Here is a 22,204-nt window from a genome sequence, read left to right on the forward strand (position 1 = left end):
TGGTAAAAATATCAATCCCGGCGAAGCGATCCCCGACGGAGCGGGGGATCACCGTGATGAGAGCGACGCAACGTGGACCGTGGCGTGATCAGCGATACGCTCCCGCACTCGGGGCTCCACATCCTCGGTCAGGATGACGTCGGTGAACTCGGAGATCGGAAGGTATCGGTGCAGGGACGTGTGGCCGACTTTCGAGCCGTCCATCATGAGCACCCGGCGTCGGCCGGACTGCAGCATGGCCCGCTTCATCGTCACGATGTCCTGCTCTTGGTGGTACGTCAACCGGTCATCCATCGTCGAGGTCGACTGGAAAGCGATGTCGACCGCATACGCCTCAAGGTTCGTCTGATCCGGGGGTGCGATGAAGGAGTCGTGCGTGCGGGAGTACGCTCCTCCGATCATGATGAGGTGCACATCCGCGGCCTCTTTGAGAAGTGAAAGAACCTGGCAGTAGTTCGTCACGACCGTCAAAGGAGCGGACGCCGAGAGCAGCTGACCAAGCGCAAGGACGGTCGTGGAGTCGTCGAGCATGAGAGACATGCCCGGCTCCACGAAGGAAATGGCGACTTTGGCCAGAGCCACCTTCTCCTCCGTGCGGCGCAGGAGACGGAACTCGGAGCTCGACTCGAAGACGCTTGTCGGGAGCGCGGAGACGCCGCCGTGGAACTTCCTTACAAGATTGCGTGCAGCGAGATCTTCGAGGTCGCGGTGAACCGTCATAGCACTGCGCCCGGTGAGCTCGATGAGTTCGGCGGCCGTGGCGGAACCGACGCGCAGCACATGATCGAGGATGATCCGCTGACGAGCGGCGCGGGAGATCGCACCCGCAGCAGTAGCCATGTCGTTGCTCCCTCCATCGAGCATGTTATCGGGACGAGTGCGACTTACTGGACTTTGATGTTTTAACACTCTCATTGACATTTTTACCGCTGTCGTTGATATAGTCGGCCGAGCGACGGCTGAGTAAGCGGTCAGCGCATCTGCATCGTCAGCACCCCAGCACCGGGGCTCAAAGAGGAGATTCGATGAAGAAGTCACATCTGCGATTCACCGCCGTCCTGGGCGCACTTGTTCTGGGGACAACACTGGCGGCGTGCTCCATGGACGCATCCGGCTCGGGTTCAGGAGGGGACGGGGCTGAGTCCGGTGTTATCGCGTTCTTGATGCCCGATCTGGCTTCGACACGATACGAGGAGCAGGACGCCCCCCTCTTCACCGCCAAGGTGGCGGAACTGTGCACGGACTGCGAAGTCGTCTACCAGAACGCGGACTCGGACCCTGCGAAACAGCAGCAGCAGGCCGAGTCAGCGATCACGCAAGGGGCGAAGGCCATCGTTCTCGATGCCGTCGACACGAAGGCCGCGGCGACAATCGTCACCAGCGCGCAATCCGCAGGTATCCCGGTCATCACCTATGACCGTCCGATCACGACTGCGCCGGCCGACTTCTATGTCTCATTCGACAACGAGGAGATCGGCAACCTCATCGCAACCTCTCTCGTGGAAAAGCTCGATGCCGACGGGGCCGAGGGCGGAGTACTCATCGTCAACGGATCGCCCACCGACGATGCGGCACAACTCATCAAGGCGGGTATCAACGCGGGCGTGGACGCAAGCTCGTACGAGATCCTGGCGCAGTTCGACACTCCGCAGTGGGACCCGCAGGAAGCCCAGGACTGGGTGAGCGGACAGATCACGCAGTTCGACGACATCGTCGGCGTCGTGGCAGCCAACGACGGCACCGGGGGCGGGTCGATCGCGGCGTTCCAGGCAGCCGGCGTCAGTCCCGTTCCGCCCGTGACCGGCAACGATGCAGAACTCGCCGCGATCCAGCGGATAATCGCCGGCACGCAGTACAACACGATCTCCAAGCCCATTGCCACGGTGGCAGAAGCTGCCGCCGAGGTCGCCGTGCAGCTCATCCGCGGCGAGACTCCGTCCGCAGACACAGAGCTGTTCGACACCCCCTCCCGGCTGTTCACTCCGACGGTCGTGACCGCGGAGAACGTCAAGGAGGTCATCTTCGACGGGGGCATCTACACAGCCGACCAGGTGTGCACAGGCGAGTTTGCCGCAGGGTGCGCCGAGCTGGGCATCGAGTAGACATCGCGAGGGTCGGGACGCCTGATCTGCAGTCCGGCGTCCCACCTTCCTTCCCTTTCGTCACACCCACTGAGCCCCGCAGAAAGTTGCATGTCGTGACAACAGACACATCACCGCGGCACCCGGAGATTCATAGGGTGCTCGAGATGCGAGCCATCTCGAAGAGCTTCGGAGCAGTCGCCGCCCTCACCGACGTTGATCTGTCGGTGGGCAGCAGCGAAGTCGTCGCCATCGTCGGCGACAACGGGGCGGGCAAGTCGACACTCGTGAAGGTCCTCGCAGGGGTACACAAGCCGGATGCGGGAACCATCGTCTTCGCGGGCGACGAGGTGTCGATCGACTCACCCAACGACGCGATCGATCGAGGGATCGCGACGGTGTTCCAGGATCTCGCCCTCTGCGACAACCTCGACGTGGTTCAGAACCTTTTCCTTGGCAGGGAGATGAAGCCTCTGCAGTTGGACGAGGTCACCATGGAGATCACGGCGTGGGATCTGCTTCGCCAGCTGTCGGCCAAGATTCCGTCGGTGAGAGTTCCCATCGCCTCACTCTCGGGCGGGCAACGTCAAACCGTCGCGATCGCACGGTCGCTCCTGGGGGAGCCGAAACTGATCATCCTCGATGAGCCCACCGCGGCGCTCGGAGTGGCGCAGACGGCTGAGGTCCTCAATCTCATCGAACGACTTCGCGAGCGCGGGTTGGGCGTTGTGATCATCACCCACAACATGGAGGATGTCCGCGCCGTCGCCGACCGCGTGGTCGTCCTCCGGCTCGGTCGCAACAACGGCGAGTTCGACGCCAGGCAGACGAACTCCGAGCAGCTCATCGCCGCCATCACCGGCGCCACCGACAATGTCGTCTCCCGCCGCAGAGCGGCCGTCGACTCGGTGAGCGCGGCCGAACAGGCCTTACCTGCGGCCACCTCAGAGACAGGAACTCATCCGTGACCGGCACAGCGCAGCATCCCCGCCCAACCGATCGTCAAGACGAACGCCTGCAGGCCGAGGCCGCCGGTCTCAGCGGAATCTTCTCGCAATCTGTGAGCCGCATTCGTGGCGGAGACCTCGGGCTCCTACCCGTCATCATCGGACTGGCGCTGATATGGGCAATCTTCCAGGCGCTCAACCCCTTTTTTCTCTCCAGCAACAACCTCGCCAACCTCCTCATGCAGTCAGTGCCGGTCGGCGTTCTAGCCCTGGGGATCGTGTGTGTGCTGCTCGTGGGGGAGATCGATCTGTCCGTCGGGTCCGTGAGCGGACTCTCGGCCGCGATCGTCGCTGTGACTTTCGTCACCCTCGGATGGGCGCTGCCGCTCGCCGTTCTTGCGTCACTCGCGGTCGGACTGTTCATCGGCCTGTTCTACTCCATCGTCTACATCCGCATCGGTGTGCCCTCGTTCGTCATCACTCTCGCAGGGCTACTGGGCATACTCGGCCTGCAGCTGCTCACCCTCGGGACCTCCGGGACGATCAACCTGCCCGTCGACTCGTTCCTGGTGTACTTCGGCCAGCAGGCCTTCGTCCCTGAGCCACTTTCTTATGTACTCGCGGTGGTCGTAGCGGGAAGCGTCTTTCTGTCGTCCTTCCTGACTGCGCGCCGACGGACGACAGCGGGGCTCTCCGCGCGGCCCCTGAGCGTAAACATTATGGGGTCTGCTGCACTCCTGATCGTCCTGGTGGTTGCGGCGTGGTATCTCAACCTGACCCGCGGCGTCGGATGGATGTTCGTGTTCTTTGTCGTACTGGTGCTCATCATGAACTACGCCTTCACACGGACATCGTGGGGACGATCTGTCTTCGCCGTCGGCGGCAATAGGGAAGCCGCACGCCGCTCCGGCATCAACGTGTCCCGCGTCTACATGTCGGTGTTCATGCTCTGCACCACATTCGCGGCCCTCGGCGGTCTCCTGGCCGCCGCGCGGTTGAACTCCGCTGGGCCGCAGACGGGCACCGGAGACGTGAACCTTAACGCCATCGCTGCCGCTGTCATCGGAGGCACAAGTCTGTTCGGGGGACGCGGGTCGGCTTTCGCGGCACTGCTGGGCGTGCTCGTGATCCAATCCATCTCGAGCGGGTTGACCCTGCTCAACCTCGACTCATCTATCCGATTCATCGTCACTGGCGCTGTGGTGCTCATCGCGGTGGCACTGGACGCCGTGGCCAGGAGGTCTCGCGCCTCGAGCGGACGCGCTTAGTCCGTCGAGGACGGCGTGAGACACCGGCGAGATGCACTTCGACGCTGTTGTCAGCGGCTAACTGAGCGCCAATGCGGCGCGACCCGCGTACTGCGTGTCATGCGTCGCTTCAATCTCCAACAGCCGGTTCCACTTGCTGGTGCGCTCTGAGCGCATCGTTGAGCCAACCTTGATCTGCCCCGCTCGCCAACCGACGGCGAGATCTGCGAGCCAGCTGTCTTCGGTGTCGCCGGAACGGGCACTGACGACGGTTGCGTACGAGCCGCGTCGGGATGTCGTCACCGCATCCGCGGTTCGCGTGACAAGGCCAGCTTGGTTCGGCTTTATGAGGACTGAGTTTGCGATGGCCTCCGCGATGCCCTTCTCGATCCGATCGACATTCGTCGCGAAAAGATCGTCGCCGAGTAGCTGGATTGACGCAAGGCGGGCTGAGGCACCCCTCCATGCATCCCAGTCGTTGTCACCGAGTGGGTCCTCGACAGAGACGATGGGGTAGTGCTGGACCCAATCCGCCAGGCGGGCGATCCACTCCTCGGTGGTCAAGGCGATGTCCTCGGATCGCAGCGCGATTTGCCCGGCGCCGTCCACGAGCTGGGAGGCGGCGATGTCGACGGCGATGGCGACATCGTCACCCACGCGCAGCCCGCTGCGCTCGATGCCGCTGGTGACGAGTGCGAGGGCGGCTTCGTTGGACTCGAGGCGGGCGCTGAGCCCGCCTTCGTCGGCGACCAGCGCAGCCCATCCGCCTTGCTCGGTAAGCAGAGCGGCGGTTGCCGCGCGTACCCGTGCCGCCCACTCGATGCCCTCAGTGAAGCTGGAGGAGCCGAGCGGTACGACGAGGATGTCCTGGATGTCGATTGCTCGACCCGCGTGAGCACCGCCGGAGATGATGTTCACCATCGGGAGCGGGATGAGGGGTACCCCGGAAGGGTCGAGCACCCGCCACAGGGGTGAGCGGTCAGCGTCGGCGAACGCGGTCAGCGTGGCAAGCGACGCGCCGAGAGCGGAGTTGCCGCCGATGCCGGAGAGCGCAGGGTCGGCGTCGAGGGCTTCGATCGCGGCATCGACTGACCGCTGGTCTCCTGCATCCAGCCCGATGAGAGCGTCGGAAATCGGTCCTCTCAGGCGGTCGACGGCGCTCCGGGTTCCGTAGCCGTCGTAGCGGTCGTCGCAGTCGCGCAGCTCGATCGCCTCGAAGTCGCCGGTGGAGGCACCCGAGGGTGTGATTACCCGACCGGTGCCACCGCCTTGCAGAGTGACACGGCAGCCGACAGTGGGGCGGCCGCGTGAGTCGAGGGCCTCCCACGCCTCCAGGGTTGAAATGGTTGTGGTTGGCATGGGACTAGTCCTCGTCTCTGCTCAAGATTTCTAAGGGATGCGAACGGTCGTACTGCTCGGCCATAGTCAGCAAGGCCCCACCGACACGGAACGCTCGCTCCTTCTGCTCCTCTGTGAGGTACTTCACTCGCGATCTACCGATGACTCGGGACAGCATCAAACAGCCAATCTGCTCGGACAGGTCCCTGTCATCCAGGGCGATGCCGGTCTCCTCATACGCCTCAACGAAGAGATGTCCCGCGCGATCAAACTGCGCCCGTCGGTCATGCCCGGCTCGGATGCGCTTCAAAGCGAAATGGGACAGGAAGAATGCGACGTCGAAGGTAGGGTCCCCCCGATGGCCGACCTCGTCGTCGATGAGCCAGAACTGACGGGGTCGCTCGGACGTTCGAGGTGCAACAAGCACGTTCTTCGGCGAGAAGTCGCCGTGTACCAGGCAGCGGCGGGTAGAGAGAATGCGGTCGGCGACTCCCTCAACTGCTTCGGCATAGTCCGGCGCTCGCTCCGCAACGGCGTAGTGAAACGGTTCGATGCGCAATCCGAGGAAGCCCGCGGCGCCGTCGTCGGGAGGAAGGGACCACATCTGCTCACTGGTCGCCGTATGCACGGAGCCGATCATGCGACCGAGGCCCGCCGCGACTTCGAGGTCGGGGTCACCTGCGAGGAGCTCAGTCTTCCAGTCGCCCCAATCGACTGGTGCGTGCTCCATCGTGAGGGTCAGTGTCTCTTCGTCGACGTCGAGGGCGGCGGGCGAGTGGGTGGGGATGATGTCGCCCAACATGCTCATCACCCGGGCCTCGTTGAGAATCCGCTCACGGGGCGCACTCCAGTCATCCTCGACGTCGAGCTTGTCCAGGGACTGCTTCACCACCACGCGCCGCACGCCATCGAAAGCGGAGTAGACGGCACCGCTGACACCGCCTGTGAGCTGCTGCACCGTCCAGTGGTCGTCTGGAGCGAAGGAGAGCCCGCGTTCCCGGAGATAGGCGGGCACAGTGGTCACGGCAAGCGTCGTCGACATGTGAGTCCAATCCAGAGTGGGTATCGCAACCATACACAAGCGTTTCTGGACTTGTCGACTTGTGATTGCTTGCGATCAGTGCAATGCTGACCAAACCGAAAGGAACGATGATGTACCTCGAAGAACGACGACGTGTCCTTCTGAACCGGGTGAGACAACTCGGTCGGGTCGACGTGGCCACCGCCGCGGCCGAGCTCGACGTCACCACCGAGACAGTGCGCAAGGACCTCGTCCACCTTGAGCGGCAGGGATTCGTCACCCGCACCCACGGCGGCGCGATCCCGGTTCAGCGACTCGGTTTCGAGCCGGCCAACGCCGTGCGCCAGTCGGTGATGACCGACGAGAAGATGCGGATCGCGCAGGCTGCTATCGCCGAACTTCCCGAGGACGGCGCCATCCTGATCGACGCCGGCACGACAACGGCGCTCATGCCCCGATTCTTCGATCCCGATACCCGGCTGCGGGTTGTGACCAACTCGCTGCACATCATGAACGAGCTCAGCGCGTTCCCCAACGTCACCCTCATGCACCTGGGCGGTGTCTTCCGCCCGATCAGCCAGAGCACCGTTGGCCCGTGGGCGGTGGCCGCTCTTCGCGAGCTGCGAATCGATGTCGCATTCATTGGCGCGAACGGATTCAGCGTCGACCACGGGCTGACCACCTCCGACCAGGCCGAAGCGGAATGCAAGCAGGCGATGGTGCGCGCTTCCCGCCGGTCGGTTGCTTTGCTGGACCACTCCAAGATCGGCGCTGAGTACTTCCACCGGTTCGCCGAACCCTCCGGCGTAGACGTGATCGTCACCGACTCGGGCATCGACAGGGATCTTCTCGATGATCTTCGGCAATCCGTCGACCACATCGTCGTCGCCTAACGCGCGGCGGCACACCATGCCACCAACAGAAGAAGGGCAGTTCATGACCAAGTCATCCCCCGCAGCGCTGCGGCGTTACCGCGCAGTCGCGGTGGTCGGAGGCATCGCGGCCTCCGCCTTGGCCGTCAGCGGTTGCACCGCGAGCACGTCCACGCCGGACAGCAGCGACGGCGTCACCACCATCACTGTCGCCACCGCCGCCGTCCCTCAGTTCGATGACATCCGCGAGCTAACCCCGCAGTTCGAAGAGGCATACCCCGACGTTAAGGTCGAATACGTCAACCTGCCCGAGGACCAGCTGCGTGACCAGCTCACGCAGGGCGTCGCCACCGGCTCCAGTCCGTTCGATGTCGTCAGCATCGGCCCGCTCGAGGTGCCGTTGTGGGCGCAGAACGAGTGGCTCGCACCGATTGACGACTACCTCGCCGAGGACACCGAGTTCGACGAAGGCGACATCATTCCCGCCGTGGCCAGTGGCCTCACCCTGAACGACCAGCAGTACGCGGTCCCCATCAGCGCCGAGTCGTCCATGCTGATGTACCGGCAAGACCTGTTCGACGCTGCCGGCCTGCAGATGCCGGAGAAGCCAACGTGGGCCGACGTGGCGCAGCTTGCCGAGCAGATCCAGGACCCGTCGCAGAATCTCGCCGGCATCTGCCTGCGCGGCGACGCCTCGTGGGGGGCTTCGATGGCGGCTCTGAACCCGATGATCAACGCCTTCGGCGGAATCTGGTACGACGAGGACTGGAACCCACAACTATCCAGCCCCGAGTCGGTAGCCGCGATCGACGCGTACCTCAACCTGCAGCGCAACTACGGCGTGCCCGGTTCTTCCACGGCCGGCTTCCCGGAGTGCCTCACCGCGTTCACGCAGGGTCAGGCGGCGATGTGGTTCGACGCGACCTCGGCCGGCGCTTCTGTTGAGAATCCCGAGGTCAGCTCCGTCGTCGGTCAGGTGGGCTACGCCCCCGCCCCGGTCGACTCGTGGGACGGCAACGGCTGGCTTTGGTCGTGGAACCTGGCCATCACCTCCACCTCGGAGAAGCAAGACGCCGCCTGGAAGTACCTGTCTTTCTTCGGCTCGAAAGACTACGTGAAGCTCGTCGGTGAGGAGCTCGGCTGGGAGCGCGCACCCTCGGCCACACGCGCGTCCACCTACCAGATCCCCGAGTACATGGAGGCGGCGCCGTTCGCGCAGACCTCGCTCGACATGGTCGACCTCGCAGACCCGACTCAGCACCCGTCCGAGACGCCGTACGACGGCATCCTGTTCTTGCTGCTGCCCGCGTATCAGGACTTCGGCACCCAGGTCGCCAAGGAGGTATCCGACGCCATCACCAGCGGGGCGTCAGGCGCCGAGGTCGGCGCCGCAGCCGATGCAATCCTCGCCCGGTTCGCCGAAGACAATCGTGAATGGGCCGACGGAGAGTAATCATGACGCAGTCCTCAGTCTCTGAGGCGCAGAAGCGCCCGGCGCAGGCCCCGTCGCCTCCGCCGGGCGCCACCCGAGAGATCACGAGTGATCAGTCGTCGCGGTGGGCACGGGTGAAGGTCGCGCTCCCGCTCTACCCAACGATGATCGTGGTGCTGCTGGTCAGCCAGCTGCCGTTCCTCCTCACCCTCTGGTACAGCCTGAACGACTGGAACCTGGCCACTAGCCAGGACGGTCCGGAGTTCATCGGGCTCGCCAACTACGCAGAGATCTTCACCGAGCCCGAGTTTCTACAGGCCGCCGGGAACACCGCCATAATGACGGTCGGCGCCGTGCTGATCTCATTCATCGTCGGCCTTCTGCTGGCGTTGCTGGTCAACCGGGAGTTCCGGGGACGAGGCGTCGTGCGGACCCTGCTGATCATCCCGTTTCTCGTCCTCCCCGCCGCGACCGCGCTGCTGTGGAAGAACACCATGCTGGGCACCACCTACGGCATCGTCAACTGGGTCATCGGCCTGGTCGGGATCCCCCCGGTCGATTGGCTCGGCCAGCACCCGATGCTGTCGGTCATCATCATCCTCAGCTGGCAGTGGTCACCGTTCTTCATGCTGATCCTCCTCGCCGGGCTTCAGAGCGAAGATCCCAGCATCATCGAAGCCGCCAAGGTGGACGGCGCCCGCTCATTCGACCGTTTCCGCTACCTCACCTGGCGGCACCTTCGGCCCTACAGCGAACTGAGCGTCGTCCTCGGCTCGATCTATATCATCCAGACCTTCGACGCCGTTTACCTCGCCGCTCAGGGATCTGCGACCACCAACCTGCCCTACTACCTGTACCAGCGAGCATTCCGTGGACTTGAGATCGGCCAGGCCTCCGCGATGGCCGTCATCGTCCTCATCGCAACCCTGATCATCGCCTCAATCGGCCTGCGCGTCGCATCAAACCTGCTCAAGTCCACCGAAGGGAGGGCATCATGACCACCCGGACCGCGACCGAGCTCATCACCGTCACCTCCACCCGGAGACGCCGCACCCAGGGCCGTTACGGATGGATGCTGAGCGCGCTGACCTGGATCGTGGCGCTGCTGACGGTTTTCCCGTTCATCTGGATGATCATCACCGCGTTCAAGTCCGAAGTCGACGCCGTAACCCTACCCCCGAAGCTGTTCTTCGAGCCCACCCTGGAGCAGTTCCAGACCGCGTTCGCAAACAACTTTCTCCCCTTCTTTCAGAACTCCATCACCTCCAGCGTCGTTTCGGTGGTGCTGGTGATGGTGCTGGCGCTGCCCGCCGCGTATGCGCTGTCTATCCGTCCGATCCGTGCCTGGCGGGACGTGATGTTCTTCCTGCTGTCCACCCGCATGCTGCCCATCGCCGGCGCAATTATCCCGATCTACTTGATCTCGAACTGGTTGGGACTTCTGGACCAGACGGTCCTGCTCATCATCATGTATACGGCGATGAACCTGCCACTGGCGGTCTGGCTGATCCGCTCCTTCATGGTTGAGATCCCTAAGGAGATCCTCGAGGCGGCCCGCGTCGACGGGGCCAACTTCTACCAGGAACTGTGGCGCATCGTGTGGCCCATGGTCGCCCCCGGGCTGGCCGCGACCGCACTGCTGTGCTTCATCTTCTCCTGGAACGAGTTCTTCCTCGCCCGCAGCCTTACCTCCGTGCAAGCGCAGACCGTTCCGCTGTACCTGGTCGGCTTCATCAGCACCCAGGGACTTTTCCTCGCCAAGCTGTCCGCCGCCTCCCTGCTGGCCACCCTCCCGGTCGTACTTGCCGGGCTCCTCGCCCAAAAGCAATTGGTCCGAGGCTTGTCCCTCGGCGCCATCAAGTAGATCTCCCCGCACGGGAACGAAAGGAAATCCTCACACCATGGAAACTTCGGAGTTCCGACTCGGCCGCCTCTTCGCCAAGGACACCGGCCGCACCATGATCGTCGCGTTCGACCGCGGTCTAGGTGCCAGCGCCAAGGGCGGCGGAGAGTCCGCGCAGACGGTCGTGCAAGCAGTCGTGGACTCCGGCGCCGACGGAATCCTGCTCTCCCCCGGCCTGCTGGACCGCAGTCGGCAGTACCTTGCACACCGGAACGCTCCCGCTGTGCTGGTGCGCACCGACTTCATCTTCCTCGGTGCGCTGCAGCCCCACGGCACGGCCGGTGCGGGCGAGGAGTACCGACGACTCATCGACGCCCGGGAAGCCGCCGCCCTCGGTGCTGACGCCATCGTGATGTTCCTCGTCCTCGGAAACCCGGACGACGCCGTCACCGCAGACAACGCCCGCGCCGTCGCCCGCGCCGCACGCGAAGCCCACGAAGTGGGACTCCCACTGATCGTGGAGACCGTCCTGTGGGGCTCCCTGGTCCAAGATCAGGCCGATGCGGAAGCACTCATCTACGTCAACCGCCTCGCCGCCGAGCTTGGCGCCGACGCGGTCAAGACCCAATACACCGGCAACGTGCAGACCATGCGGGAGGTCGTGGACAACACTCCCATCCCGCTGCTGCTGCTCGGCGGCCCGAAGACCAACGACATCAACGCGCTTCGCTCGACTACCTTGGACGCGCTGACCTCCGGAGCTCGAGGCCTCGTGTATGGCCGCAACGTGTGGCAGGCGGTCGACCCCACCGCCACCGCGCGCACTCTTCACGCCCTCGTCCACAGCGCATGACCACCGCCTCACCTCGCATCGTCATCATCGGCGACCCCTACGTCCCCGCCGCGACGATCGATTCCGCCATCCGCGACCGCCTCGGCGACGCGGCCGCGCAGATCGTCGCGGTGGACTGGACGATCCCCGGCGGAGGCCCGGCCATCCACGCGCTGCAGCATCAGATCGAACTGCACGGCCCGGACGCCGTCGACGTTCCCGCCGACCTCGTGGACCTGGCACTCACCGCCGACATCCTCGTCGTGCACTTCCTGCCCGTCCCCACCCGAGTCATCACGGGAAACAAGGCGCTCCGCGCGGTGGTCGTCGCCCGCGCCGGCACCGAGAACGTCAACGCCACCGTTGCCGCAGCGCAGGGGATCGCTGTCCGCAGCATCGCCGGCCGCAACGCCCCGGCCGTGGCAGAGATCACGCTCGGGCTGGTCCTCGCCGAGATGCGCAACATCGCCCGCGCTGACCGCAGCATCGCCACCGGCGGATGGCGGAAGGACTATCACTCCCGCTCAACCGAACTCGGCGGACGTACGGTCGGCCTCATCGGGTACGGGCAGGTGGGTCGCAGATTCGTGACGCTGCTGTCCGGATTCGACGTGACCGTCGTCGCCTCCGACCCGTACGCCGACCGAGCCGTGCTGGAAGGCGACGGCGTCACGCCGGTCACCTTCGACGAGGTTTTCGAGCAAGCCGACGTGATTGCGGTGTTCGCACGCCTCACCGAGGAGAACGTCAGATTCATCGGACGCGATCAGTTCGCCAAGATGAAGCCGACCGCGTACTTCGTCAACACTGCGCGAAGTCGCCTCGTCGACTACGACGCCCTCCTGGACGCGCTCGAGCATGACCAGATCGCCGGCGCCGCACTGGACGTGTTCGACGAGGAGCCACTGCCCGCCGACAGCCGGTGGCGTCAGCTCGACAACACCACCCTCACCGTGCACTTCGCCGGCGACACACCCGAGTCCTTCAGAAGGTCGGGTGGGCTCGTCGCCGAGGTCATCGACAAGATGCTCAAGGACGAAAGCCATGCTCCTCGGAATTGACAGCGGACAGTCCGCGCTCAAGGTCGTCGTCTTCGACGAGGACGGCCTCGAGCTGGTCACTGCGCGCCGCCCCACCCAGACCATCCAACCCCGAGCGCATCAGGTCGAACGCGACGCCGACGGCGTCATCGACCAGCTTCTCGACGCAATCGCTCAAGCCGTCGCGGCCGTCCCAGGTGGCGGTCACGCAATCACCGGCGTGGGAATCGCCGCGCACGGCGACGGCATGTACTTCGTCGGCCGTAACGGACGACCCACCCGTAACGCAATTCTCGCGTTGGACACCCGCGCAGAGCCGATTCTCCAGCAGTGGGCCTCAGACGGCACCCTGGCCAAGACTCGGCAGTCCACGGGACAGGAGCCATTCGCCGCGTCCCTCGCCCCCCTTCTCGCTTGGCTCGCCCGTCATGAGAGGGCGATGCTGGACGACACGCAGTGGCTGCTCTACTGCAAGGACTGGCTGCGCTTCTCACTGACCGGCGAGATTGCGACGGACTTCGTCGAAGTCAACTCCTCCGTCGGCGCGCTCGACGGCAAGAGCTACTCCAGCGCCGCACTGGCGGAGTACGGGCTTAGCGAGTTCGAGAGGCTCCTCCCCTCCCCCCTCCCCGCCACCGCGATCGCCGGCGGCATCCTCCCTGCAATCGCGGCACGGACCGGCCTGCACCCCGGCACGCCGGTTGCTGTCGGGACACATGACGTCGTCGCCGCCGCGCTAGGCGCGGGCGCTACCAAAGTCGGGGACTACTCGATCCTCGCCGGCACCTACAGCGTGAACCAGTACATCGCCGCCGAGCGAGTAGTGAACCCGCACTGGCAGGCACGGCCCTGGATCGACGGGCGCAGCTGGGTGAATATGGCGGCCTCACCCGCGTCAGCCACCAACTTCGAGTGGTTCCTGCGGAACTTGATGATCGACACCCCGGACGCCATTGCGGCCGCAAACGAGGAAGTCGCCGCTCTTGGAAATGACGATGAGGTCCCCGTTTACCACCCGTTCCTCTACGGCAGCCCTTTCGGCGCCACCGCGAGCGGCTCCTTCCTCGGCCTCCGCGGCTGGCACACCCGCGCCCACCTGATAAAGGCGGTCTGGGAAGGCGTCGTGCACAATCACCGAACCCACATGGACTGGCTGCTGGAGGGCGCCACGCCCCGGCAGGTTGTCAACCTTGCCGGTGGCGCCGCGCGCAGCAGCCTGTGGGCGCAGATGTTCGCCGACGGGCTTAACGCCCGCATCGAGGTAGCGCGCGCAACCGAGCCGGGAGCCCTGGGCGCGGCGATGCTCGCCGGCATCGGCACCGGCATGTTCACCGACGCCGGCCAAGCCACTACCGCGTGGTCGCGCGTCGACCGCACCTTCACCCCCGCCCGCAGCGCCGCCGCCCGTTGGGACCTCACGCACGCCCGCTACACCACCACGCTCGAGCCTCGCCCGACCGATCTGGAACCTGCTCGAGGAGCCACCCGCATGACCGCCACGATGAATGCCGTCGTGTACACCGCGCTCGACACGGTCCAAGTGACCACGGTGCCCGTACCCAGCCCTGGACCCGGGGAACTGCTCATCCGCGTCGAGGCAGCAGGCCTGTGCCATACCGACCTCGACATCCTCGCCGGCCGATACGCCGCGCAATTCCCGCGGGTTCCCGGCCACGAGTTCGCCGGCACCGTCGTCGACACCGGCCCCGCCCTTTCGGGTCGGATCGGGGAGCGTGTCGCCATCGATCCGCTCATCGCCTGCAGCAACTGCCGCAACTGCCGCCGTGGCTACCCGAACCTGTGCACCCGCGCACAGGCCTACGGAGCCGAACGAGACGGCGGCTTCGCCGAATATGCCGTCGTCCATTCAGACAATGCCGTCAACGCCGGCGCTCTCGCCGCCCCGGTCGCCGCGCTCGCAGAACCCTTCGCGTGTGCGGTGAACGCCCTCAATCGTGCCAGCATCCCGCCCCGATCCAGAGCACTGATCGTCGGAGCCGGACCAATGGGAATGATCATCTCCATCGTCGCCCGAAGCCGCGGCATCGACGACCTCACCCTCGCCGACCGCGTACCCGAACGCCTGAACGTCGCAACCCGGTTCGGCGCGACCAACACCACCCTCGTCGACGGAAATCTGCTCGACACGCTGCCTGCCGCCGACTACGATCTCGTCATCGACGCGACCGGTCGACCCTCTGTCGTACAAGAAGCCGTCGGACTCCTCGCCGACGGCGGAACCCTCGTCCCGTTCGGGGTCTGCCCACCCGGCAATGACCTGCACCTCGACCCGTTCGAGATCTACCGACGCCAGCTGCGCATCATCGGCTCGTTCAGCCTCAACCGCGGCATCCCCGACGCCCTCCACATCCTCAACGCCGCTCCCTTCCCCGTCGCCGAGCTCATCACCACCCAGTTCCCGCTTCAGCAGGGAATCGACGCTCTCGCCGCCATCGGCGCGCCCACCACCGTCAAAGTCCAGTTCGACCCCACCGCCCCCGCTACTCAATGAAGAAAGGCACAGCCATGACCCACAACATCTACGTCGACGGCGCCTGGACCACCTCCGGCTCTGAGGAGCTCATCGACGTCATCAACCCCGCCACCGAGGAAGTCATCGGCTCCGTCCCGGCCGGCACGGCCGACGACGTCGCTGCCGCCGTCGCCGCCGCCAAACGTGCATTCGACGACTGGGCGTCACTGACCCCCGCCGAACGCGGCGACTGGATCGACAAGATTGCCGACGGACTTCACGCGCGTCGCGAAGAGATCGCCCGCACGGTCTCCTCCGAGATCGGAATGCCCTACTCTCACTCCATCGAGTGGCAGTCCGACCTACCCATCCGCAACTTCCGCTTCTATGCCCAGCACGTCCGCGACTACCAGTACGACGCCGGCTACGTGAAGCACTCCATGGTGGTCAAAGAGCCGGTCGGCGTCGTTGGCTGCATTACCCCGTGGAACTATCCGCTTCACCAAATCGCGCTCAAGGTCGCGCCCGCCCTCGCAGCGGGCTGCACCGTCGTGCTCAAGCCCAGCGAGGTAGCCCCGCTCACCGGCTACATCCTGGCCGAAGTCTGCGATGAGATCGGACTGCCCGCTGGCGTCTTCAATCTCGTCAGCGGCCGCGGTGTCCCCGTCGGGGAGGCAATCGCCACATCCGCGGACATCGACATGGTCTCTTTCACCGGGTCCACCGCTGCCGGGATCCGCGTCAGCGAACTCGCCGCGCTCACCGTGAAAAAGGTCGCCCTCGAACTCGGCGGCAAGTCCGCGAACATCATCCTCGACGACGCCGACCTCGAGGAAGCCGTCGCGGCCGGTGTCGCCAACTGCTACTTCAACGCAGGACAGACCTGCACCGCTCTCACCCGCATGCTCGTTCCCAACAGCGTACTTCCGCAGGTCGAGGAGATCGCGAAACGTGCCGCCGAGGAATTTGTCTACGGTGATCCGTTCTCCGATGACACTCAGCTCGGCCCGGTCGTGAACTCCCGCCAGCTGCAGCGTGTGGAGGAACTGATCGCCAAGGGCGTCGAGGAAGGCGCCACCCTCGTCACCGGAGGCGGCACAAGGCCCACCGACAAGGGATACTTCGTCGAACCGACCGTATTCTCCGGCGTCACCAGTGACATGACAATCAACAAGATCGAGATCTTCGGCCCGGTCCTGTCCATCGTGCCTTACAGCGATGAAGACGAGGCTGTCGCCCTCGCCAACGCGAGCGAGTTCGGCCTTGCCGGCGGTGTTTGGTCCAGCGATGTCGAGCGCGCCGTGCGTGTCGCGCGACGTCTTCGCACTGGCCAGGTGTCCGTCAACGGTGGTGGTTTCAATAATGAAGCGCCGTTCGGCGGCTACAAGAAGTCTGGAGTGGGGCGGGAGGCCGGCGCTGCCGGGTTCGAGGAATTCTTGGAGACAAAGTCGATCCACAAAGGCTAGATCGCCCCGAGCTCCAGACATCCGTAGTCGTCAACCGGCCGTCGCGAGGGGTACCTGACATGGGTGGGTGTGGAGACCGGAGTCGGACGAGATGTCGCGCTTTCGGGGTGGCTACGGGTGTAGACGGTTTAATCGAACACCGAGGCGAGGGCCGCCTCTAAGTCGTTATGGCCTGCGTCGAGTTCCGGACAACAAGCGTTGGTCCCGCGGCCTTCACGAGAACGTCCATCGGCGCCGCCGATGGTTCCCGTACGCGTCGCAACAATTCGGTGACGGCTTCCGCACCCATTTCCCGTAGCGGCATGCGGATCGTCGTCAGCGGCGGCCCCGACACTTCCGCTGTCCACGCGTCGTGCATGGCAACCACCGATACGTCCTCTGGGATCCGGATGCCGAGTGATCTGGCCTCCCCGATCACCCCGAGGGCGGCGTTCACGTTGGCGACGAAGATCGCAGTCGGCGGCTGAGCACGGCTCATGAGTGCACGGAGGCCAGCCCTCCCCTCGTCCACCCAGTATCCGACGTGGACGACGAGGTCCTCCTGAGGTTCAACGCCGGCGGCACGATGCGCACGGATGAAGCCCTCGTAACGCCGCGCCGCCGTGTCGTTCGTCGAACGCCCTCCGATCATGCCGATGCGACGGTGCCCGAGTTCAATCAGGTGTTTTGTGGCGAGTGATGCGCCTGCTGCGTCCGGAAGGACGACCGAGCTAACCCCGGCAGGGCCTCGCGAGTTGATGAAAACGACGGGCCGCGGCGATTCAGCGAGATGGGCGATCTCTGCGGCGGTGCGATCGTCGCGGAACTGTACCAGCATCCCGTCGACGCGGCGCTCGCCGATGAGCCGGCGAAGCATCGATCCTCCCGGCTGCATGTCCTCGGCACGGCCCAGCACGACCGTGTAGTCATCCGACAGCGCTGCGTCTTCAACCCCCTCCATGAGCTCTGCGAAGATGGCGTTCGTGAGGTCTGGGACGATGAGGGCGAGCAGATTCGAACGCGCTGATTGAAGGGCGCGACCCGCAAAATTGGGCTGATAGTCGAGGGCTGCGGCGGCATCTCTCACGCGCTGCCGCGTCGATGCAGACACCCGGGCATCCGATGTCGCACTCAGCGCTCGCGAGGCGACTGAGATCGAAACGCCTGCGCGTGAAGCGACGTCGCCCAGGGTTGCCATAAGACGAGAGTAGGAGATTCGCCCCGAAGGTGTCTGATCGATGGAGTTCGTCGACTAGGCCCGGGGGTCTTCGGGGTGAGCCTCCAGATCAATGAAGTCGCCGTCCGCCGGGTCCACATCCACGACGTTCGTGGGTGTTGTCTCGTGCAACGATGCAAGGACCCACCCCGCGGGAGCGATCACTCTGATTGGGGTACCCGCGCGGAGCCGTCGCGCTCCCGGTGTCGTGCGCGCCACCATCCGGATGGTTGACGGCGTCCACTCCAGACGGTCTACGACAACCCCGCCGCGGAGATTCAGTCCGTCAAGATGCCCTGAAGCCCACTGCGAAGGAATCGCGGGGAGAAGGGTGATGGAATCAACGGTGGAGTTGAGCAGCATCGCGTTGATGACTGCGGGGAATCCGCCGGCGATGTCCACGTTGAAGATCGAGCCGACATCGTGGGTGGTGGACAGCGACGGGAGAAAATAGAGGCGAGACATACGGTCAACGCACTCGAGCGCTAGACCGGGGTCGCCGATGACGGCCGCGGCGAGGCCAAGTTGCACGAGCCCATAGGCCATCTCTTCGCGGTTGCCGCCGCTGGCCCGCCAGGAAAGCTTGGCTCGAATGAGATTGCGGGCGGGCTCACGAAGCTCGGCGTGGAAGCGGCCGTCCGGCTCGAACCAGGTGCCGAGCAGGTGCGACGCCGTTCGGTGCCCAACCCGTTCGATGACCCCATCGTCCAGCCACTCGGCGAGCGTACCGTCTGGCGCGATCCGGTAGGGGGGGAGTGCGTTAAGCCACTCCCTCCGCCGCGGCTCGAGCTCCTGGTCGATCCCCGTGAGCTGTGACGAGCGGATCAGTCCGTGGAGGAGCCGATCGAGCACGGCACGGTCCATGGTCGCGTTGCGGCATGCCTGCGAATCGAAAGTCGGGGATCGGTTCTCTGGTGAGTAGGAGGGACTGAAGACGATGCGATCGTCATCGTCGCGGGTGAGGAATCCCTCGTAGAATCGTTCGACCTCGCGCGCAAACGGGTAGGCAGAGGAGCGCAGATAGTCGAGGTCAGCCGTGTGCCAGACGTAATCGAGGAAGAAGAGCGCGGACCATGCGCCGCCCGCGGTCCAATACTCGTGGCAGTGCTTTGCGTCGAAGTGCGTGCAGGCGCCGTGTGTGGGACTGCACCGCGAGGGGAGGACGAATCCTTCGGTGCCGAAGAGACGCCTCGCATTGTCGCGGAAGTCCTCGGCGAACCCCTCGAGCATGTCGAGGTAGGTCCGGAGCTGCGCGGGGTTTCCTGTGCCGAGCATGCTGGAGATGGATCCGCTCTGGACGTTCCCGTTCATTGTGTAGTCGGATGACCACGCGGGATCGAAGGAGCCGGACCAGACGCCCTGCAGGGTAGGCGGGAGTGTGCCGGTGCTGTCCGCGATGAGCCGCTGCGCGGCGCGGTACTGCGTCTCGATGAGATTCTTTTTCGCGTCCGGTGATTGATCTGCGAGGAGGTCCTCGACCGCGCGACCGTCACTCTGCACGTGCAGGGAAAGGCGGGTCATCTTCACTTTGCGGCGGAGGTGAGCTGCGTGTTCACGAAGGAGCTGCTCGTAGTCGGTCTCAAGTGCACGCAGGCGGGCACCGCCGTCCACCGAGTCATTCGAGGCTGACGAGTCAGCCACGTCGAGGGCAACGGCGATCGTCTTCGCTTCCGCATCCTCGTGGAGGACGCGCAGGACTGTATTGGATCCAAGAACGTTTAGAGGCCAGTTCGCGACGAACCGCATGGCGAGCCACTGCATGCCGTCCTCTGAGCCGGAGTTGAATTGCACGCGCTCCGCGTTGCCACCCTTGACACCCGACATTGTCGTCATGACGTTGCCCGGAGCCGCGAGGCGGATCGATGCCCCGCGCGCCGCTCCCGCCAGCCGGGCGATCATCACATGGTCCGCGCGGCTGACGAACGTTTCGATGGAGGCGGTCCGCGCGCCGTCCTTCCAGTGCACGGAGACGACATCGAGCTCCATGTCCACGTATCGGCGATAGTCTGTCGGCACCGCGCTGTCGGTCTCGATCACCAGTGTCGCTGAGGGAACCAGCGGGTCGGTCCACTGGAGTCCGGGGTACCCTTCCTCAGCAGCCCGGGAAACTCCTAGGTCGGCCGCGTCTTGCGCATGCCCGGAGTCGATCATCCTGCGGATGAGGGCGAGATCGGTGGCCAACAGGGGGGCGGAGCGCGGTGGATCGGTCGGCAGAACGACCTGTTCGTGCGCGAGTGTTATCTCGTGCCGGAGCGGATCTCCGTGCAGTAATGCTCCCATCACCCCGTTGCCGACGGGAAGACCGTGCTCCCAATCCTCCCCGGGGCTGCGTGACCAAAATCGCTCAGGGGTCAAGGCCGACTCCGATTTGTCGGGGCTGGCTGGAGCGAGATCGGAAGCGGGCCTGCCGCGTGCGCGTGCAGGTGGCACGCTACCAGGTGAGCAGATCGAGGCGCCGTCTCCGATTCTTCGAGCGGCGGCATCCTCGAATGGCATGGCTCGAAGGCGAACGCACAGCGAGGATCGAAAGGACACCCTGGAGGCATCCGCTGCAAATCCGGTGGCGAGCCAGGAATACCGATGGCGTCCTTGCGCTCGCCGTGCAGCGAAGGGAACGAGTTCAGCAGACCGTGCGTGTAGGGATGCTGCGGATTCCGGTATATATCGTGTGCCGGTCCCTCCTCGACAATGCGCCCCCCGTACATGATCGCGATCCGGTCGGCCAGTTCGATCAGCAGCGACACGTCGTGTGTGATGAAGATCACGGAGAAGTCAACATCGGTTCGCAGGCGCAGGATTTCCTGAAGAATCTGGCGCTGCATCACCACGTCGAGAGCGGTCGTGGGCTCGTCCATGATGACGACGTCAGGTTGCAGTGCCATGGCCATCGCGATCATGACCCGCTGTCGCATGCCGCCGGAGAGCTGATGGGGGTAGGCCGACAGCCGGTCTCCCGGGATGCCGACAAGGCTCAGGAGCTCCTTTGCACGGGTACGAAGCTCCGCCCTACTCGTTCCGGGGCGATGGCGCCCGATGGCATCGGTGAGCTGCCGTTCGATACGGAACACCGGGCTGAGCGAGTTCATTGAACCCTGGAACACGAGCGCGATGTCACTCCAGCGCAATTCGCGGAGACGATCATCCGACACGCGGAGGATGTCCACCCCGGCGCCTTCGCCTGGTGCGTGATAGATGACCTCCCCAGCCGTCACTACCCCGGGAGGAGAGAGCAGCCGGGTCGCGCCGTATACGAGCGTCGACTTGCCCGACCCGGATTCCCCTGCGAGTCCGAGCACCTCACCGCGCCGCAGCGTGAGATCTACGTTCTGCAACGCCTTGACCTCCGCCGATCCCATCCCATAGGAGACGCTGAGTCCCCTGATCTCGAGAACAGGCTCGCCCGTCGCGTCAGCTTTCACGTGAAGCTCCATCTGTCATCACCGGCGTATAGCCGACCCGGGATCGCATACCCGCTCGTCGAAGAACCTTCCGATCGATGCCGCCCGACCGCAGCTTCGGGTTCACAAACTCGTCGATTCCAAGGGTGATGAGCGTCAGGCCCATCCCCAGCACAGCGATGGCCAGTCCCGGTGGCACGAACCACCACCACGCCCCCTGGGCGAGAGCCTGTTGCCCCTGTGCCCAGAAGAGAATCGTGCCCCAGTTCCAATCATTGGACGAGCCGATACCGATGAACGACAGCGAGACCTGCGACAAGATGGCGAAGTTCACCGTGCCCACGAAGCTCCCCGCGATGATCGGCACGAGGTTCGGGAAGATCTCGAACATGATCAGCGAGGTCGTACTCTTCCCGGTGGCCCTCGCAGCCTGGACGAAGTCGCGGTTTCGTAGCGAAAGCGTCTGGGCACGGATGACGCGCGAACCCCACGCCCACGCGGTCACGCTGATCACCAGCGCCACAGTGATCCACCCGCCACCGTTAGGGATGAATCCCGCGATGAGGATGATGAGCGGCAACGCCGGGATGACCAGGAAGATGTTGGCGAGCGCGGAAAGCAACTCATCGGCGATCCCGGGGAAGAGAGCCGCGTTGATTCCCACGACAAGGGATATGAGTGTCGCGATCGTGCCCGCGACAGTGCCGACGATCATGACACTTCGCGCGCCGACGAGGAACTGCGAAAAGACGTCCTGCCCTGTCTGCGTCGTGCCGAAGGGATGTGTCCATGACGGCGGCTGAAGGAGGTCGTCGCTGAGGGCGTTGGGGTCGAATGGGGCGACGATCGGTCCGAGGATCGCGAGGAGAATGAAGAACGCCAGGATGATGAGTCCGGCGCGCGACTTGGGAGTGCGCCAGAAGCCCGATAGCGGGCTGTGCCGCTTCTCGGTCACCTTCTCCTGCTCCCGAGGGTCCGCGTCCAGCGCCGAGGCCGTGATTCCTGCGAGGTCGGTCATT

At 64.7% G+C, this 22,204-nt stretch carries 18 protein-coding genes; 11 read left to right on the plus strand and 7 right to left on the minus strand.

The window, feature by feature from the left end; translation table 11 throughout:
- Nucleotides 1-48: 48 nt before the first annotated feature.
- A complete protein-coding gene (locus tag QSU92_RS07455; protein WP_289265545.1) occupies nucleotides 49-840 on the minus strand; it encodes a DeoR/GlpR family DNA-binding transcription regulator in 792 nt (263 codons plus the stop codon).
- A gap of 323 nt (nucleotides 841-1,163) precedes the next feature.
- On the opposite strand from QSU92_RS07455, the gene QSU92_RS07460 reads away from it, so the two are divergent.
- The 3 genes from QSU92_RS07460 to QSU92_RS07470 all read left to right on the plus strand — a co-directional run bounded on the left by QSU92_RS07460 (nucleotide 1,164) and on the right by QSU92_RS07470 (nucleotide 4,296).
- Nucleotides 1,164-2,102: a substrate-binding domain-containing protein gene (locus QSU92_RS07460; protein WP_289265546.1), complete on the plus strand. Its 939-nt coding sequence runs from the start codon at nucleotides 1,164-1,166 to the stop codon at nucleotides 2,100-2,102.
- Between the two features lie 146 nt (nucleotides 2,103-2,248).
- Nucleotides 2,249-3,049, plus strand: a complete 801-nt coding sequence (locus QSU92_RS07465) for an ATP-binding cassette domain-containing protein (protein ID WP_289265846.1) — start codon at nucleotides 2,249-2,251, stop codon at nucleotides 3,047-3,049.
- 92 nt (nucleotides 3,050-3,141) lie between these two features.
- The gene (locus QSU92_RS07470) at nucleotides 3,142-4,296 is read left to right on the plus strand and encodes a sugar ABC transporter permease (protein WP_289265547.1); all 1,155 of its coding nucleotides are present in this window, start codon (nucleotides 3,142-3,144) and stop codon (nucleotides 4,294-4,296) included.
- Between the two features lie 57 nt (nucleotides 4,297-4,353).
- Here the strand turns inward: QSU92_RS07470 and eno are convergent, their stop codons facing one another.
- Entirely contained in the window at nucleotides 4,354-5,634 is a 1,281-nt protein-coding gene (gene eno, locus QSU92_RS07475; protein ID WP_289265548.1) for a phosphopyruvate hydratase, read from the minus strand.
- Nucleotides 5,635-5,638: 4 nt separating this feature from the next.
- Nucleotides 5,639-6,655 (minus strand): phosphotransferase family protein, encoded by a 1,017-nt coding sequence (locus tag QSU92_RS07480; protein ID WP_289265549.1) that lies wholly within the window; start codon nucleotides 6,653-6,655, stop codon nucleotides 5,639-5,641.
- An 83-nt stretch (nucleotides 6,656-6,738) separates the two neighbouring features.
- Between QSU92_RS07480 and QSU92_RS07485 the strand changes: the two genes are divergently transcribed.
- From QSU92_RS07485 to QSU92_RS07520, 8 genes are all read left to right on the plus strand, one after another.
- Complete coding sequence (locus tag QSU92_RS07485; protein WP_289265550.1) at nucleotides 6,739-7,527, plus strand: DeoR/GlpR family DNA-binding transcription regulator; 789 nt, start codon at nucleotides 6,739-6,741, stop codon at nucleotides 7,525-7,527.
- Nucleotides 7,487-8,959 (plus strand): ABC transporter substrate-binding protein, encoded by a 1,473-nt coding sequence (locus tag QSU92_RS07490; protein WP_289265551.1) that lies wholly within the window; start codon nucleotides 7,487-7,489, stop codon nucleotides 8,957-8,959. Before QSU92_RS07485 ends, QSU92_RS07490 begins: the two co-directional genes overlap by 41 nt.
- A gap of 113 nt (nucleotides 8,960-9,072) precedes the next feature.
- Complete coding sequence (locus QSU92_RS07495; protein WP_289265552.1) at nucleotides 9,073-9,936, plus strand: carbohydrate ABC transporter permease; 864 nt, start codon at nucleotides 9,073-9,075, stop codon at nucleotides 9,934-9,936.
- A complete protein-coding gene (locus QSU92_RS07500) occupies nucleotides 9,933-10,802 on the plus strand; it encodes a carbohydrate ABC transporter permease (RefSeq protein ID WP_289265553.1) in 870 nt (289 codons plus the stop codon). Before QSU92_RS07495 ends, QSU92_RS07500 begins: the two co-directional genes overlap by 4 nt.
- Nucleotides 10,803-10,839: 37 nt before the next feature.
- A complete protein-coding gene (locus QSU92_RS07505) occupies nucleotides 10,840-11,634 on the plus strand; it encodes a class I fructose-bisphosphate aldolase (protein ID WP_289265554.1) in 795 nt (264 codons plus the stop codon).
- The gene (locus QSU92_RS07510; RefSeq protein ID WP_289265555.1) at nucleotides 11,631-12,674 is read left to right on the plus strand and encodes an NAD(P)-dependent oxidoreductase; all 1,044 of its coding nucleotides are present in this window, start codon (nucleotides 11,631-11,633) and stop codon (nucleotides 12,672-12,674) included. The genes QSU92_RS07505 and QSU92_RS07510 overlap by 4 nt, the downstream gene beginning before the upstream one ends.
- Nucleotides 12,658-15,165, plus strand: coding sequence for an FGGY family carbohydrate kinase (locus tag QSU92_RS07515; RefSeq protein ID WP_289265556.1), 2,508 nt, complete (start codon nucleotides 12,658-12,660; stop codon nucleotides 15,163-15,165). Before QSU92_RS07510 ends, QSU92_RS07515 begins: the two co-directional genes overlap by 17 nt.
- Nucleotides 15,166-15,179: 14 nt before the next feature.
- Entirely contained in the window at nucleotides 15,180-16,592 is a 1,413-nt protein-coding gene (locus tag QSU92_RS07520; RefSeq protein WP_289265557.1) for an aldehyde dehydrogenase family protein, read from the plus strand.
- A gap of 157 nt (nucleotides 16,593-16,749) precedes the next feature.
- Here the strand turns inward: QSU92_RS07520 and QSU92_RS07525 are convergent, their stop codons facing one another.
- The 4 genes from QSU92_RS07525 to QSU92_RS07540 all read right to left on the minus strand — a co-directional run bounded on the left by QSU92_RS07525 (nucleotide 16,750) and on the right by QSU92_RS07540 (nucleotide 22,203).
- Nucleotides 16,750-17,769 (minus strand): LacI family DNA-binding transcriptional regulator, encoded by a 1,020-nt coding sequence (locus QSU92_RS07525; RefSeq protein WP_289265558.1) that lies wholly within the window; start codon nucleotides 17,767-17,769, stop codon nucleotides 16,750-16,752.
- Between the two features lie 54 nt (nucleotides 17,770-17,823).
- Nucleotides 17,824-20,067, minus strand: a complete 2,244-nt coding sequence (locus QSU92_RS07530; protein ID WP_289265559.1) for a glycosyl hydrolase family 95 catalytic domain-containing protein — start codon at nucleotides 20,065-20,067, stop codon at nucleotides 17,824-17,826.
- Between the two features lie 71 nt (nucleotides 20,068-20,138).
- Nucleotides 20,139-21,206 carry an ABC transporter ATP-binding protein gene (locus QSU92_RS07535; RefSeq protein ID WP_289265560.1) on the minus strand — a complete coding sequence of 356 codons (1,068 nt, stop codon included), beginning with the start codon at nucleotides 21,204-21,206 and terminating at the stop codon, nucleotides 20,139-20,141.
- Nucleotides 21,196-22,203: an ABC transporter permease gene (locus tag QSU92_RS07540; RefSeq protein ID WP_289265561.1), complete on the minus strand. Its 1,008-nt coding sequence runs from the start codon at nucleotides 22,201-22,203 to the stop codon at nucleotides 21,196-21,198. Before QSU92_RS07540 ends, QSU92_RS07535 begins: the two co-directional genes overlap by 11 nt.
- Between the last annotated feature and the right edge of the window lies 1 nt (nucleotide 22,204).

The sequence above is a fragment of the Microbacterium sp. ET2 genome (assembly GCF_030347395.1).
GTDB classification, from domain to species: domain Bacteria; phylum Actinomycetota; class Actinomycetes; order Actinomycetales; family Microbacteriaceae; genus Microbacterium; species Microbacterium albipurpureum.